The organism is Halostagnicola alkaliphila, assembly GCF_055379965.1.
This window is the reverse complement of record NZ_AP043826.1, coordinates 2,871,515-2,884,775: the sequence shown is the minus strand read 5'-3', so window position 1 is coordinate 2,884,775 and position 13,261 is coordinate 2,871,515. Positions and strand designations below refer to the sequence as shown.

The following is a 13,261-nucleotide window of genomic DNA, read 5'->3' as shown; positions in this document are numbered from 1 at the left end:
AGCCGACAGCTACAAACCGCCGATAGACCCAGACGTAGGTATGCCCGGGAAAGTGAGTCCGTCAGATCTGCTCGAGCACGTCTTCAGCCGGACGGGTGCGGCAGACGAGACCGTCACGCAGGGACCCGCCGACGGCGAAGACGCCGCCGCGATCGACTGGCCGGGCGGTACGCTCGTCGTGAGCTCCGATCCGATTTCGCTCGCGGCCTCGCAGGTCGGCACGCTCGGCGTTCACGTCGCGTGCAACGACGTCGCAGCCTCCGGGGCCGACCCGCGATGGCTCACGGCGGTCGTCATGCTCCCCGCCGAAGTCGATCTCGAGCCGATCAGCCGGGATATCGACGCGGCGGCTCGCGAGGTCGGCGCGTCGATCGTCGGCGGGCACTCGGAGTACGTCGACGCGCTGGATCGACCGCTCGTCTCGCTCACGGCGATGGGATCGACCGAGACGTTCGTCCCGACGGGCGGGGCGGAACCCGGCGATACCGTCATCTTGACGAAGACGGCGGGTATCGAGGGAACGGCGATTCTCGCCGCCGATTTCGGCGACGACCTCGACGTGGACGCGGCCAGCTGCGAGCGCGCCGAGACGTTTCTCGAGGAGATCAGCGTCGTTCCCGACGCCCGTCTCGTCCGCGAGCACGCGACGGCGATGCACGACCCGACCGAAGGCGGCGTCGCCGCCGGACTGCTCGAGGTCGCGAGAGCATCGGCGTGTCGACTCGAAATCGATCGCGACGCCGTCCCAGTTCGAGAAGAGACGACCGAGCTCTGTGACGCTGCGGGCGTCGACCCGCTCAAGATATTCGGTTCGGGTGCGTTGCTCGCGACGGTGCCCGACGACGACCTCGAGGCGTGTCTCGACGCGCTGTCGGGCGAGGGAATCGAGGCCGCTGCGATCGGGACCGTTCGAGAAGCGCCGGACCAACCCGAGCTCCGCCTCGGCGACGAGACGATCACCGAACCCGTCGAAGACGATCTCTACCCGCTGTGGTCGGCCGTCGACACGGCGGAGTGAGCGGCGGGCGAACTCGAGCGGGTCGCGTCGCCGACGATGGCGTTCGCCAATAGTTCTCCGGGGTCGACGACGACATCAGCGCCGGCTTTCTCGAGGGCGTCAGGGTTCCCGCCCTCGGTACAGACGACGATCCGCCCGTCGGTCAGCTCCCTCGCAGTGATCACCGCGTAGCTGTTCTGTGCGTCGTCCGCCGTCGCGACCAGGACGGCGTTCGCCTCGGCGACGTTCGCCCGCTCGAGCGTCGCTTCGTCGGCCGGGTCGCCGGCGACGACGTCGACGGCCCCGCCTTCGAATCGACCCGCGGCCTCCTCGTTAGTAGTTACGACGCAGACGTCCGCGTGGTTCTCGAGCCCGCCGACGAGGGATTCGGTCACGTCGTCGTAGCCCAGGACGACGATTCTATCGCGCCCGTCGCCTCGGTCAGGTGCTTTCGCTCGACGGCCGGTTCGCGAGAGCCGCGTTTCGATTTCGGGGCCGATCAGGGAGCCGACGGTTAGCCCGACGGTCGTCGGTCCGAGGATGATGAGCGAGATGGCGAACAGCCGAGCACCTTCGGTCAGGGGATGAATGTCCCCGTAGCCGACCGTACTCGAGGTGACGAACGTAAAGTAGACGGCATCGAGGACGGTGTTTAACTCGTCGAACTGAGCGCGTAGCGCGTACGCGCCGGCGGTTCCGTACGAGAACACGCCGATGATAGCGATCAGCGCGCCGAGCTGGGTCGCGCCGAGCGATGTCGAGCGGGTAAACCGGCCGCTCGTAAGGACGAGGACGATCAGGCCGCCGAGCGAGAGGACGATGAGCGGAACCGAGAGGAGCCGCGATTGGGCGATCCCGTGAATCGCGGCGAGGAGGACGAGCGCGGCGGCCGCGACGTACGCGAGCCGATAGCCGCGGTACATTCCCCAGGCCGTGACCAACAGCGCGAACCCGAGGACGGTTCCGCTGAACTCCGATACCGCTTGCAGGTCGCCCCAGAAGCCGCCCGCCTGAACCGTCGGTGCGGTGATAATGGCGATGACGCCTGTCGCGATCGAAAGCAGCGCGATGGCCGTAACGAGCCAAACGGCGACGCGACCCTGCGGACGATAGGAGCTGATTCGCTCGAGCATGGGGGTTCCACCACGTGGGTGGCGATAAAGTTCCGTCGAGTGGGGGATGGATACGCGATTTCGAACGACACGGGCCGACGTACCAGCCGAAGCTGGTTCGGCGGCGTCGAACCGTGAAAGTAAAACCATGGGGGGATCACCTTTCACGTAGATGGTAGACCGTGGGTTCGAGTTGGGAACACGCCTCCGCCAACGCGAGGCGGACGACTTGAAACGGGCGCTGTCGCCCGCTGATAGAGTCGCGGAGCGGGGGTACTTTGCAGAACCCTCGGGCGGCGACCTTCCGGTACTCGAGGCCGAGGAGGCACTGGTGTTCGCGTCGAACAATTACCTCGGACTCACCGACGATCAGCGCGTACAGGACGCGGCGAGACAGGCCGCGGCGACCGTTGGCACCGGAGCGGGTGCCAGTCGACTGGTTACCGGCGACACGCTCGTTCACCACGACCTCGAGCGGTTGCTCGCAGAAACCAAGCGAACAGAACGCGCGCTCACCTTTTCCTCGGGCTACGCCGCGAACGTCGGGACGATTACGGCGCTCGAACCGGACGTGATCTTTTCCGACGAGTTGAATCACGCCAGCATTATCGACGCGAGCCGCCTTTCAGACGCTGAAGTCGTCATCTACGACCACTGCGACGCCGACGATCTACGGGCGAAGCTGACGGCACGAGCCGAGCGGGCGACGGAGCCGGGGGGGTTAGGAGAAGACGACTCGCCCTCGGCGGACGAATCCTGGTTGATCGTCACGGATTCGGTCTTCAGCATGGACGGCACCGTCGCCCCGCTTGAGGCGATCTGTAGCGCCGCCGAGCGGTTCGGCGCGTGGGTGATGGTCGACGAAGCGCACGCGACGGGGCTGTACGCCGACGGCGGCGGGATCGTCCAGTCGGAGTCGCTCGAGGATCGGGTCCACGTCCAGATGGGAACGCTTTCGAAAGCCCTCGCGAGCCAGGGCGGTTACGTCGCCGGAAGCAACGAACTGATCGAACTGCTGGTCAACGACGCACGATCGTTCGTCTTCTCGACGGGGCTAACCCCGCCGGCGGCCGCGACGGCGAGTGAGGCCCTGCACGTCTCCCGCCACGGCGACGCCCGCGAACAGCTTTGGGAGAACGTCGCCCACCTTCGAGACGGGCTCGAAGCCCTCGAACTCGACATCCTCGGCGATTCGCAGATCCTTCCCGTGATCATCGGCGATCGGCGGGACGCACTCGATCTCGCCGCCGGTCTCCGCGAGCGGGGGATCGTCGCGCCGGCGATCCGGCCGCCGACCGTCCCCGAGGGGACCAGTCGGATCCGCGTCGTTCCGACGGCGGCACACGACGAAGCCGATATCGTCACCTGCCTCGAGGCGTTCCAGACCGTCAGTGACGAAGTCGGGCTGTTGTGAGCGAGCTGAAACCCAGTCGAACACACGATACATGATTTTCGAAGACGACCACGACCGGATCGCGATCGTCGGCACCGATACGGGCGTCGGCAAGACGGTGATCACGGCTGGCGTGACCGCAGCGCTTCGCGACGACGGCATCGACGCCCGAGCGGTCAAGCCCGCCCAGACCGGGTATCCGCCCGACGACGACGCCGGATTCGTCGCGGACGCTTGCGTGGGAACCGACGGCTCGAATGACTCCGACGCCGCGGCACGCTCCGGTGCAGTACCACGCTCCGATGCGGCGACCTGCTTCGAATACCTCGAGGAGCCACTCGCCCCGCGAGTCGCCGCCGAGCGCGCAGACGTTGACCTCTCTTATGACGACCTCCGAGAACGGTGTGACGCCGCCCTCGAGTCAGCCGAGATGGGCGTTCTCGAGGGGGTTGGCGGGCTGTACGTCCCGATCACCGAAGCGCACGACATCATCGACCTCGTGGCGGATCTCGAGTGCCCGGCCGTCGTCGTCACCCGATCGGGGCTCGGAACGTTAAATCACACGACGCTCACGGTCGAGGCCCTCGAGCGCCGAGGCGTCGGCGTCCACTCGATCGTTTGTAACGAGTACCGCGGGGAGACGGTCGCCGAGCGGACGAACGTCGCGGAACTCGAGCGGATGACCGGTCACGTCGTGGAGACGGTTCCGCCGCTCGAAGGCGAAACACCTCGAGAGTTCGCGCTCGGCGTCCGCCGGGCGCTTTCGGATTCGAGCGAGTCTCGTTCCGAATAACGCTTCGAAACGGGAAGGCGTCGGCGAGAACGGGCGACGATCGCTCGAGAAAAACGGACGACGGTCAGGGCGAGGGCGCGGGCCTGTCGTCGACTCGCTCCTCGAATTCGGCGACCGGGTCGGCGGAGTGTGCGTGATCCTCGACGAGATGGGCCACGAGTTCTGATTTCCTGTGTTCGACCTCGAGATGGACCGTTAGCCTCGTCTCTTCTTCGAAGGTCTCGGTGCAGATCGGGCAGGTTCGGCTCGATATCATATTTCTCACTCGACACGAACTCATGCGAGACACGAACGTAATTGTACGGATCGTTCGCTTTGCTAGAAAAACTCGTTGAGCCCCGACTGGTCGTCGTCGGTTTCCGTTTCATCGATCGTCTCGTGGGCATCGTCCTTGTCGGACTCTGGAGCGACCGATCCCTGCGTCTGCGTACTCGAGTCGGTCAGCGTCGCCTGGCCGTCGGAGCCGTCGCCGGTCTCGTCGGCTCCGTTGGTCGACTCGGTTCCGTCACTTTCGCCACCTCCGGTCGCTCCGGACGTGCCGTCGTCTTCACCCGACGAACGGACCGCGTTCTCGAAGGCGGTTCCGGAGTGCTCGACGGCGACCTCCGCCGTCCGTTCTTCGGCGTCCTCGACGACGGACTCGACCTTGTTCGTGTCCGCGCCGCTACCGGTGACGAACGAGACTTCGTCGGCGTCGAGGTCGTAGGCCGCCGCCATCGTCACGGTCAGATCGCGGTTCTTGCAGTGGTGAGTCATCGACTCGAGGAACGGGACGATCTCCCGGCGGGCGGTTCCGACGCTCGTTCCCTCGCGCTCGGCGATCCGCTCGGCGATGGAATCTCGAGTATCTCGAGCGCCGCGAGTCCGACCGAGTTTCGACCAGTAGCTCGGCGGTCCGTAGCGGGTCCAGCCGCCTTTCGATCCCTGACGGGAGGCGGCGACGCCGGCGGTCATGTTGTCCGATGCGTAGCGCCAGTAGGAGTAGTCCTGTGTCGCTCGAACGCGCCCGAGCCAGCGGTCGGCGTTCGAGAGGAATTCGTAGGCGTCGGCGAGTTCGTCGCCCTCGTAATCCTTCGGGACGTTGTCCTCGACCCAGTTGAGCAGGTCGTCCGGCGTTTCGTCGACGTCGTAGGACGCCCGCAACGCACCCTCCGCGTCTTTCTCTTTGATCAACGTATCGAGGAAGTCGAAGATTCCTTCGGTCGTATCCCGTTCGCCGGTGACCACGTCCTCGACGGTGAGTCGATCCGCCTCCTCGGCGACGGCCTGCAGATCGTTGACCGCGGAACGCAGGTCGCCGCTGGTCGAGTCGGCGATCGCCTCCAGCGCCTCCTCGTCGTACTCGATCCCCTCGCGTCGACAGATATCTCGGAGGACGGGAACGATCGATCGCGTCGAGACGTCGCGGAATTCGATCGTCTCACACGAGTTCCGAAGCGACTGGCTCATCTCGTAGAACTCGTTGGCCACGAGAACGATCGGCTGCTCGGCGTCCTTGACGACTCGAGTGACCTCTCGAGAGCCGCCGTAGTCCGCGTTGCCGTGGAAGTTGTCGGCCTCGTCCATAACGACGAGTCGCCGACCCGATTCTCCGCCCGTGAGCGTCCCGCTTTTGGCCGCTTCGCCGGCGATCCGTTCGATAACGTCCGCCTGCCGATCGTCGCTCGCGTTGAGTTCCATGACCGGCCAGCCCATGTCGTTGGCCAGCGCGTGTGCCGCCGAGGTCTTGCCGACGCCGGGACTGCCGTGGACGATAACGGCCTCGCGATGGTCGTCCCACGTTTCGGCCCACTCCTCGAGTTTGTCTCGAGCCTTGTTGTTCCCACGTACCTCCGAGAGCGTCGTCGGCCGGTACGTTTCGGTCCAATCGCTCATTGGTTGTGATAGGAGTGAGGCGCGTTTAGTGGTTGCGGAGCGTTACTCGTCGAGGACCGTCTTTCGGTCGAGTCGGGGTGTAACGTCTTCGTACGTGTCGTCGCTGGAAACGATAGTATCCGCGTCGGATTCGACGAGGTGGAGCGCATCGAACGGTGTAAACCCGTGGTCTTCGATGTACGTCGCTGCGGAGACGATCGTCTCTACGTCGCCACGTACCTCGACGAGGTTGGCGGCGTTCGTGACGACGCGTTCGGTGTCTCGGTCCTCGCGATAGGCGACCAGAAGAAGTTCGATAAGTGTGAACTGTGACGTCCACAACACGTCTCGTCGGTCTCGGTATACCGTTTCGGCGTCATCTCCGAGCCAATCGTCGTCCTTGATGAGTGCGAGCAGAAAGTCGGTTTCCGCGTACATTTATTGCCCGGCCTCGTTGAGGGCCGCTTCTCGCGCGTCTTCGCGAAGTTCGGCGGCCGACTTATCGACGTCAGTAAACTCGTCTCTGAGCGCGGCGAGCGGGTCGTCAGCGATTGGAACTAATTTGATTCCGTCGTGAAGTTGAACGATATGATATCGCTCGCCGTATCGTTCTCGGACTTCCTTCGGGAGCGTGAGACGACCGCGGTCGTCTAACGACGCATCAGACATATCTTGCTGTATGGTGGCGAAGGTGAAAACATTCCCCGGCTGAGTCAGGATACCCATCACCGAGAGCTGCTATTGAGTTCGTCTCATCCGTCCGCGAGCTATCGATTACCCCACCCAGTACATCAGATTCACATCATATGAAATCTGCGACACATCTATATCTCCGAAAGAGACTACCAAGAAGTCCCGGCCTCCCCGAGACCATGGCTCCCCCGTCAGACAACATTTGGAATTTCTACAATATCACAAACGTCTATATTTTCGGAGTTCGATTCGTTTTTATATCGTGAGTCAGTACGAACAATTGGACGATCGAACGAGTAGGTCTCGAAATGCAAACGGAAGTTCACACCTCAGACGAGACGGACGAGATCCAGTACGACCAGGCGAACGATCGGTACGTCTTCGAGCACGATACCGACGGCAGCGCAACGTTGACGACGACAGTCGTTCACGCGCTCGCGTCGATCGCGGATACCGATGTTTCACAGGGCGAGTTCTCACTGTACGACAGCGTCGATCCCGACGCACTGGAACGGCTCTTCGCGTCGAAGGCGGACGGCAGCGATCGAACGGGTGGTCACGTCGCGTTTACCGCCCTCGAGCACGAAGTATACGTCTATGCGAACGGCGATATTATCGTCTACCCGCCTGGCGATTCCCGGCGTCGCCAGCCCCCCAGCTGACGCGTTCGGCCCTCTTCACGGCCGCTATTGATTTGTTTTGTGCGCTCGATCACGCGAGAGGGAGGTTTTAGGGAGCGGTCCGTCTATATCCGAATCAATGACCGTCATTGGCTTTCTGAGTACGGCGCCAGTCATCGAAGACAGCATGTCTGAAGAGGTTGCACGAGCAGTGGAGACCCTCGAGGAGTACGACGTCGAGTACGAAACGGGTCCGATGGGAACGACGATCGAAGCCGAGACGACCGACGAACTCTTCGCAGCGGCCCAGGCGGCCCACGACACGATCGACGCGGACCGAGTCAGCACGGTGCTCAAAATCGACGACAAGCGAACGAGGGATCAAACTGCCGGGGACAAGGTCGATGCCGTCGAATCCCACCTCGGCCGAGCGGCGAAAACTGACGGGGAATAGGACTCGAACCGCCGAAACGCTTCTCGAGGGCAAGATCCTATCCACGTTCGAGGAGCCGCTTTGGATATTCGCCTCATACGGACTACTATCGGTCGGTAGCGGCGCACCTACGATCCGCCCGCGGGTGCGGCGATAAACAAGTCCAGTAGACCGTATCAGTTCGGAACGACCATCACCGGCCGATCGCTGTTCAGAATGATCTTCTGGCTGACGCTTCCGAAGATTGCTTTCCCGGCGGGTGTTCGACGACGAGCCCCGAGGACGAGCGTCTCGGAATCGAACTGGTCGGCGACGTTGAGGATGCCGGAGGTCGTGTTGCCCGCGATAGTATGAAACACCGTTTCGACTCCCGCGTCCGCCAACAGTTCCTGAATCACCGTCGCGCTTTCGGGGAACTCCTCGAGCGACTCGCGATCTGCTTTGAGTTCGCCGATATCGGGCTCTTCGCCGTCGCCGTCGAAAATCTCGATATCAGTCTTGACGTGGAGTACGTCGACGTGAATCGCCGTCTCGGCGTCGGGTAACTCGAGCACTGCTTGGGCCTGTGAACGGACGCGATCTTCGCGGTCGTCGATCGGAACCAGCACGCGATACATGTCTAGTACAAGACAGTGATCGTATATTAAACCGATCCCTCACTGACGGTCGAGCGACTCCTCTCCACGAGCCGACGACACCTGTGCGGGGATCCATATTGGCGAGGCACTCGAGAGAGAAGGCTCACGTTGTTGGAACCGAATACACTCGTATGGAGCGGACGACACTCGAGGTCACCGGCATGAGCTGTACCGGCTGTGAACAGAACGTCGTCGAGGCACTCGAAGGGCTCGAGGGTGTCTCGGGGGCGAGTGCAGATCACGAGTCGAACGAAGTTCGCGTCGAACACGATCCGTCTCTCGCGGACATCGCATCGATCGGCGGGGCGATCGAGCAGGCGGGCTATTCCGTTTCGGCCTAAAACGCCCTATCGGGCTTCGGTACGGAAACGCACCAGTTTCGATTGTTGGCTGAACGAACGTCCCGCTACGTGCCATCGGATACTAGTCACAGAATCGTCTCACTGAACGCTTGGTATTCCGGGACTCGAGCATCCACACGAGTACCGGTGACTCTCGGCAGAAGTGAGACGGGATCCGCTCTTCGCCTCGGTTTCGGTCGCTAGTTGTACGTCTCTTCGAGATACGCGACGATGTCGTCGCTTTCGTGCATGCCGTCGACATCGTGGGCTTCGTCGACGATAACGGGGACGCCGGTCTGGCCGCTGATCTCTTCTACCTCGGTGCGCTCGCCGTGTGATCGGGGTACTTCGACGGAGTCGTATTCGAGGTCGAGTTCCTCGAGTTTGGTTCGAACTTTCGCACAGAACGGACACCCTGGCAGTTCGTAGAACGTAATAGCAGCCATAGATGGGTGTTGTTGGCGCTCCCGTATGAGTACATTGGTTGCCATGTACAGCCGCGAAACGGGTCGGTGCTGGAGACGAGACCGATCAGAACGTGATCGCGCCAGCCTCGACTGCGAAGTAGGCGATAAAGTAGACGATGAACGACGCTGCAAGCAGCCACTGTCCGACCGAGACGTCGCGCTTCTCGCCCATCGCGAATTTGACCAGCGGATAGCTGATGATACCGGCCGCGAGCCCGTTCGCGATCGATGTCGTCAGCGGCATGATCGTGATCGTCAATCCGGCCGAAATCGCCCAGGCGGGATGTTGCCAGTCGATGTCGGCCACTCCCTGTAGCATGATGATCCCGACGACGACCAGCGCGAGATAGGTCGCGTACTGCGGGATCGCGGATATCAGCGGCACGACGAGCAGTGAGAGCGCGAAGAAGCCGCCGACGACGAGCGCGGTGAAACCGGTTCGACCGCCTTCCTCGAGACCGGTCGAGGACTCGATAAACGTCGTCACCGTGGAGGTACCGATCATCGAGCCGACGGTCGTGCCGACCGCATCGGCCATGAGCGGCTTTTCAGCGTCGGGGAGGTCGCCGTCCTCGTCGAGGAAGCCGCCGATCTGGGAGACGCCGATGAGCGTTCCCGCGGTGTCGAAGAAGTCCACGAAGAAGAACGTAAAGACGACCAGCAGGAAGACGAGCGGCTCGTCGGTGATCATTCCGAGGCCGTCGACGAATCCCCAGAACAACGGCGTGAAGTCGTACTGGACCGACGCGAGCATCGAGAGAATCCCGTCGTTGGTTACCTCGTCGTAGGACCCCTCGGGCGTGAGGACGTCGGGTTCGAAGACGTCGGCGAGCGTCAGCGCCCAGCCCGCGATAGCCGTCGTGATAATACCGATGACGATCGAGCCCTTGACGCCTCGAGCGTACAGCAGGAACATAACGGTGAGACCGGCAAGCGAGAGCCCGGCAACCGGACTCTCGAGGACGTTCCCGAGCGTGATGAGCGTACTATCATAGGGAACCACGAGCTGTATTTCCTGCAGTCCGAGAAACAGCAAGTAGACGCCGATACCGGCGCCAACCGCGAACTTGACGGGTTCGGGGAACAGCTCCAGGACGTATTTCCGAGCGCCGACGGCCGTCAACGCGATGAATATGATTCCTTCTACGAACACCGCAGCGAGTGCGAGTTCCCACGGAACGCCAAGGATGACGACGACAGTGTAGGTAAAGAAGGCGTTTAGCCCCATTCCCGGCGCGAGCCCGAACGGTCGGTTCGCGTACAGCGCCATCACCAGAATAGCCACGATCGAGGCGAGGATCGTCGCGACGGCGAGCATCTGAATGATTTCGCCGGACGCGTATTCGACGCCGTTGATCGCGGTCGTTTCCTGAGTTTCACCGGCCTCGTGATCGTAGAGGATCGCGTCGCTGAGAATGGCCGGATTCACGACGATGATGTACGCCATCGCCAAAAACGTCGTGAGCCCCGCCAGCGACTCTGTTTTAAAATCTGTCCCGTGCTCGTCGAAGTCGAAAAACTCCGCGATCGTCTCACGTGCCCCCATGTTGGATAAACGAGCATAGCGACACCGGCAATTTAACGCTTCCTGTCTTCTCTGGCGAGATGTAATGCACGTTCGTGTATGTTCGCCGCTATTCGGCAGGAGTTCGTATCAATCTCCGAACTCAACTGGAACTGTCTAACTCTCGAAATAGGACTGTCCACATCGTCGATTTCGGATCCACAGTCTCAAGTCCCGAGCGCGACTGACCGAATCACTCTCCCGTCGGGACCAACGTATTTGACCGTCGACCACGTACGCTAACCTATGAGGTTTGTTATCGTGGGATACGGTCGCGTCGGATCGCGAACGACGCGGGTTCTCTCGGAGGAAGGACACGACGTCATCGTCGTCGACAACGATACGGACCGGATCGACCGAGCCGCGGAGAACGGGTTCGAGACTCTCCACGGAGACGGTGCGGACGAGGAGGTCCTGCTCGAGGCAGGAATCGATACCGCCGATGCGATCGGTGCGTTCACGCCGGACCTGAACGTCAACTTCGCGGCCTGCATGGTCGGCTCCCACCACGGTTGCCGGACCGTGCTTCGGATCGACGAAGACTATCGCCAGGACATCTACGAAAAGTACGCTAAAGATGTCGACGAGATTATCTATCCCGAGCGACTCGGCGCGGCGGGGGCGAAAACCGCCTTGCTCGGCGGCGACTTCAACGTCGTCGCGGATCTCACCGCGAACCTCCAGCTCACGGTCGTCGAAATCACGGACGGCTCGCCGGCCGTGGGCAAACGAATCAGCGAACTCGAGTTACCGGGGAACGCTCGAATTTACGCGCACGGACACGACCTCGACCCACTGACGATTCCACTGCCCGGAACGGAACTGGCCGTCGGCGATGAGGTCGCGATCATCACGGAAACCGACGCCGCTGCGGACGTGCACGCGACGCTTTCGCCTGCCTCAAGCTAGCGGCTCCGCACTGGCTCCTCTTTGCATTTTCTTCGACCAACGTTCGCGCAGTCAGTTCCCCCTCGAACGTTCCAGTTAGTGACGGACTGGGAGTGGAGGGTGGGTGTGAAAAGTGGGGAGCGAATGGGGGGAGGCGCGCTGACGGGAGGATGGGGGGAAGTTGGTACCCGTCACGCGGTGCGCGCCTGTTTGATTCGTCGGCACGATATATGATAAAACTGTGTCAGACGGTTGCGTGACGATCGTCAGACGGTGAGGAAATGTGCTTCAATCGCCCATTCTTTACGTGCTAGTCAATCCGCCGAGTCGGGTCGAAAGACGAGCACGTTCTGGTGGACCATCGAGGGGACGAACGAAAACGGATAGCCGTACACGTGGAGGTCTTTCGACGGGTCGTACCAGATCAGGTTGGCGACGAGCCGAACGGCTGCGGTCGATTCGATCGCTCGAGCGAGATCCGCCGAAAGGAACTCGTAGGACTGGTCGCGGTACATGTCCCCGATGAAGACGACGAGATATCCGTCCGGGTCGACGGCTCGCGTAAACCGGGCGAACTTCTCGCCCATGTCCTCGAGCCACTCCGTTTTCGTCTGCCCGACTGGCTCCGATTCGCCGTCGTCGGCAACTCCTTCTTCGGCGAGTTCACTGCCGTCAGCTACCTTTTCGGCGACTTCATCGCCGTCAGCTACTTCTTCGGCGAGTTCACTGCCGTCATCCTCCGTCCGTTCCCCGTCGAACGAACCCAGTTTACTCTCTCGAGTCGCCCGTTCGTTTCGGGTCTGCTCGAGTTCGTCCATGCGCCAGTAGGGAACGTCGGTGAGCAGCAGGTCGACCGAGTCGTCAGGGATCTCCTCGATTAGCGACCCACAATCCCCGTGACGAACGTCCTGTTCGGCGAGCGGCGGGTCGCCTCGCCCGGCGCGCTCGGCGTTCTCCTCCTCGAGGACGCTCTCGTAGATTTCGATCCACTGCCGGTTCCGTTCGAAGCCGATCGCCTCGCGAAGGCCCGTTCCCTCGTGCTCGCAGAAACTCGCGCCGAGTACGGTTCCCCCGACGCCGGCGAACGGATCGAGAACGGTATCGCCGGCCTTGCTGAAGCGCCCGATCAGTTCCGCACAGAGTCGCGGAGGCTTCTGTCCGCCGTGTTCGCTCCGCAGATCGTGTTGGACGTCCGGCGGGTACCCCTCGGCGATCACCGACTTCGTCGCGTACTTCCACTCCCGTCCGGTTAGGTCGTTAACGCGGTTTCGTTCGTCGTAGATCCCCCTCCCTTCGAGGTACTGCTGGTGGTCCGAGAGTTCGTCGGTATCGATTACCTCGCCGTCCTCGACCGGCAGCGACTCGTCTCGAGCGCGTTCGGCGTCGAACGTTCCGTCGTCGTCGGTAAAAAGGCGACTCTGACGGTGGCGCTCATCCTCGGTCATATGCGGAGTGGTCGTCGATCCGG

General features: G+C 62.2%; 16 protein-coding genes. 7 read left to right on the top strand and 9 right to left on the bottom strand.

Translation table 11 applies throughout. From position 1 onward, the window contains the following. Window positions 1-40 precede the first annotated feature (40 nt). On the top strand, window positions 41-1,018 hold the full coding sequence (locus ACZ5C7_RS19705) for an AIR synthase family protein (RefSeq protein ID WP_464377962.1): 978 nt from the start codon (window positions 41-43) through the stop codon (window positions 1,016-1,018). On the opposite strand, the gene ACZ5C7_RS19700 is transcribed toward ACZ5C7_RS19705, so the two are convergent. Continuing rightward, complete coding sequence (locus ACZ5C7_RS19700) at window positions 982-2,130, bottom strand: NAD-binding protein (RefSeq protein ID WP_464377961.1); 1,149 nt, start codon at window positions 2,128-2,130, stop codon at window positions 982-984. The genes ACZ5C7_RS19705 and ACZ5C7_RS19700 overlap by 37 nt on opposite strands. A 151-nt stretch (window positions 2,131-2,281) precedes the next feature. On the opposite strand from ACZ5C7_RS19700, the gene ACZ5C7_RS19695 reads away from it, so the two are divergent. Both ACZ5C7_RS19695 and bioD read left to right on the top strand, forming a co-directional pair. After that, window positions 2,282-3,523: an aminotransferase class I/II-fold pyridoxal phosphate-dependent enzyme gene (locus ACZ5C7_RS19695; protein WP_464377960.1), complete on the top strand. Its 1,242-nt coding sequence runs from the start codon at window positions 2,282-2,284 to the stop codon at window positions 3,521-3,523. 31 nt (window positions 3,524-3,554) lie between these two features. Continuing rightward, window positions 3,555-4,295 carry a dethiobiotin synthase gene (gene bioD, locus ACZ5C7_RS19690; RefSeq protein WP_464377959.1) on the top strand — a complete coding sequence of 247 codons (741 nt, stop codon included), beginning with the start codon at window positions 3,555-3,557 and terminating at the stop codon, window positions 4,293-4,295. Window positions 4,296-4,359: 64 nt separating this feature from the next. On the opposite strand, the gene ACZ5C7_RS19685 is transcribed toward bioD, so the two are convergent. From ACZ5C7_RS19685 to ACZ5C7_RS19670, 4 genes are all read right to left on the bottom strand, one after another. After that, the gene (locus tag ACZ5C7_RS19685; RefSeq protein WP_464377958.1) at window positions 4,360-4,551 is read right to left on the bottom strand and encodes a hypothetical protein; all 192 of its coding nucleotides are present in this window, start codon (window positions 4,549-4,551) and stop codon (window positions 4,360-4,362) included. Between the two features lie 62 nt (window positions 4,552-4,613). Continuing rightward, window positions 4,614-6,170: a replication factor C large subunit gene (locus tag ACZ5C7_RS19680; RefSeq protein ID WP_464377957.1), complete on the bottom strand. Its 1,557-nt coding sequence runs from the start codon at window positions 6,168-6,170 to the stop codon at window positions 4,614-4,616. Between the two features lie 42 nt (window positions 6,171-6,212). Further along, entirely contained in the window at window positions 6,213-6,587 is a 375-nt protein-coding gene (locus tag ACZ5C7_RS19675; RefSeq protein ID WP_464377956.1) for a PIN domain-containing protein, read from the bottom strand. Then, complete coding sequence (locus ACZ5C7_RS19670) at window positions 6,588-6,818, bottom strand: AbrB/MazE/SpoVT family DNA-binding domain-containing protein (protein ID WP_464377955.1); 231 nt, start codon at window positions 6,816-6,818, stop codon at window positions 6,588-6,590. It lies immediately after the preceding gene. A 332-nt stretch (window positions 6,819-7,150) separates the two neighbouring features. Here ACZ5C7_RS19670 and ACZ5C7_RS19665 point away from each other — a divergent pair, with 332 nt between their 5' ends. Next, a complete protein-coding gene (locus ACZ5C7_RS19665) occupies window positions 7,151-7,504 on the top strand; it encodes a HalOD1 output domain-containing protein (protein ID WP_464377954.1) in 354 nt (117 codons plus the stop codon). 97 nt (window positions 7,505-7,601) lie between these two features. Continuing rightward, the gene (locus ACZ5C7_RS19660; RefSeq protein ID WP_464377953.1) at window positions 7,602-7,916 is read left to right on the top strand and encodes an MTH1187 family thiamine-binding protein; all 315 of its coding nucleotides are present in this window, start codon (window positions 7,602-7,604) and stop codon (window positions 7,914-7,916) included. Between the two features lie 155 nt (window positions 7,917-8,071). Here the strand turns inward: ACZ5C7_RS19660 and ACZ5C7_RS19655 are convergent, their stop codons facing one another. After that, a complete protein-coding gene (locus ACZ5C7_RS19655; protein ID WP_464377952.1) occupies window positions 8,072-8,512 on the bottom strand; it encodes a universal stress protein in 441 nt (146 codons plus the stop codon). Between the two features lie 152 nt (window positions 8,513-8,664). Here ACZ5C7_RS19655 and ACZ5C7_RS19650 point away from each other — a divergent pair, with 152 nt between their 5' ends. Next, complete coding sequence (locus tag ACZ5C7_RS19650) at window positions 8,665-8,874, top strand: heavy-metal-associated domain-containing protein (protein ID WP_464377951.1); 210 nt, start codon at window positions 8,665-8,667, stop codon at window positions 8,872-8,874. Between the two features lie 200 nt (window positions 8,875-9,074). Here the strand turns inward: ACZ5C7_RS19650 and ACZ5C7_RS19645 are convergent, their stop codons facing one another. Together ACZ5C7_RS19645 and ACZ5C7_RS19640 are read right to left on the bottom strand one after the other, a co-directional pair. Next, window positions 9,075-9,320 carry a glutaredoxin family protein gene (locus ACZ5C7_RS19645; protein WP_464377950.1) on the bottom strand — a complete coding sequence of 82 codons (246 nt, stop codon included), beginning with the start codon at window positions 9,318-9,320 and terminating at the stop codon, window positions 9,075-9,077. A gap of 85 nt (window positions 9,321-9,405) precedes the next feature. Then, the gene (locus tag ACZ5C7_RS19640; RefSeq protein ID WP_464377949.1) at window positions 9,406-10,887 is read right to left on the bottom strand and encodes an NCS2 family permease; all 1,482 of its coding nucleotides are present in this window, start codon (window positions 10,885-10,887) and stop codon (window positions 9,406-9,408) included. Window positions 10,888-11,151: 264 nt separating this feature from the next. Between ACZ5C7_RS19640 and ACZ5C7_RS19635 the strand changes: the two genes are divergently transcribed. Continuing rightward, complete coding sequence (locus tag ACZ5C7_RS19635; RefSeq protein ID WP_464377948.1) at window positions 11,152-11,814, top strand: potassium channel family protein; 663 nt, start codon at window positions 11,152-11,154, stop codon at window positions 11,812-11,814. A 293-nt stretch (window positions 11,815-12,107) separates the two neighbouring features. On the opposite strand, the gene ACZ5C7_RS19630 is transcribed toward ACZ5C7_RS19635, so the two are convergent. Further along, window positions 12,108-13,238 (bottom strand): DNA methyltransferase, encoded by a 1,131-nt coding sequence (locus ACZ5C7_RS19630; RefSeq protein ID WP_464377947.1) that lies wholly within the window; start codon window positions 13,236-13,238, stop codon window positions 12,108-12,110. Window positions 13,239-13,261 lie beyond the last annotated feature (23 nt).

Excerpts from the sequence above, each read along its gene's own strand:
- ACZ5C7_RS19705 (WP_464377962.1), top strand. The coding sequence starts at position 41 with ATGCCCGGGAAAGTGAGTCCGTCAGATCTGCTCGAGCACGTCTTCAGC.
- ACZ5C7_RS19700 (WP_464377961.1), bottom strand. The coding sequence starts at position 2,130 with ATGCTCGAGCGAATCAGCTCCTATCGTCCGCAGGGTCGCGTCGCCGTT.
- ACZ5C7_RS19695 (WP_464377960.1), top strand. The coding sequence starts at position 2,282 with ATGGTAGACCGTGGGTTCGAGTTGGGAACACGCCTCCGCCAACGCGAG.
- bioD (WP_464377959.1), top strand. The coding sequence starts at position 3,555 with ATGATTTTCGAAGACGACCACGACCGGATCGCGATCGTCGGCACCGAT.
- ACZ5C7_RS19685 (WP_464377958.1), bottom strand. The coding sequence starts at position 4,551 with ATGATATCGAGCCGAACCTGCCCGATCTGCACCGAGACCTTCGAAGAA.
- ACZ5C7_RS19680 (WP_464377957.1), bottom strand. The coding sequence starts at position 6,170 with ATGAGCGATTGGACCGAAACGTACCGGCCGACGACGCTCTCGGAGGTA.
- ACZ5C7_RS19675 (WP_464377956.1), bottom strand. The coding sequence starts at position 6,587 with ATGTACGCGGAAACCGACTTTCTGCTCGCACTCATCAAGGACGACGAT.
- ACZ5C7_RS19670 (WP_464377955.1), bottom strand. The coding sequence starts at position 6,818 with ATGTCTGATGCGTCGTTAGACGACCGCGGTCGTCTCACGCTCCCGAAG.
- ACZ5C7_RS19665 (WP_464377954.1), top strand. The coding sequence starts at position 7,151 with ATGCAAACGGAAGTTCACACCTCAGACGAGACGGACGAGATCCAGTAC.
- ACZ5C7_RS19660 (WP_464377953.1), top strand. The coding sequence starts at position 7,602 with ATGACCGTCATTGGCTTTCTGAGTACGGCGCCAGTCATCGAAGACAGC.
- ACZ5C7_RS19655 (WP_464377952.1), bottom strand. The coding sequence starts at position 8,512 with ATGTATCGCGTGCTGGTTCCGATCGACGACCGCGAAGATCGCGTCCGT.
- ACZ5C7_RS19650 (WP_464377951.1), top strand. The coding sequence starts at position 8,665 with ATGGAGCGGACGACACTCGAGGTCACCGGCATGAGCTGTACCGGCTGT.
- ACZ5C7_RS19645 (WP_464377950.1), bottom strand. The coding sequence starts at position 9,320 with ATGGCTGCTATTACGTTCTACGAACTGCCAGGGTGTCCGTTCTGTGCG.
- ACZ5C7_RS19640 (WP_464377949.1), bottom strand. The coding sequence starts at position 10,887 with ATGGGGGCACGTGAGACGATCGCGGAGTTTTTCGACTTCGACGAGCAC.
- ACZ5C7_RS19635 (WP_464377948.1), top strand. The coding sequence starts at position 11,152 with ATGAGGTTTGTTATCGTGGGATACGGTCGCGTCGGATCGCGAACGACG.
- ACZ5C7_RS19630 (WP_464377947.1), bottom strand. The coding sequence starts at position 13,238 with ATGACCGAGGATGAGCGCCACCGTCAGAGTCGCCTTTTTACCGACGAC.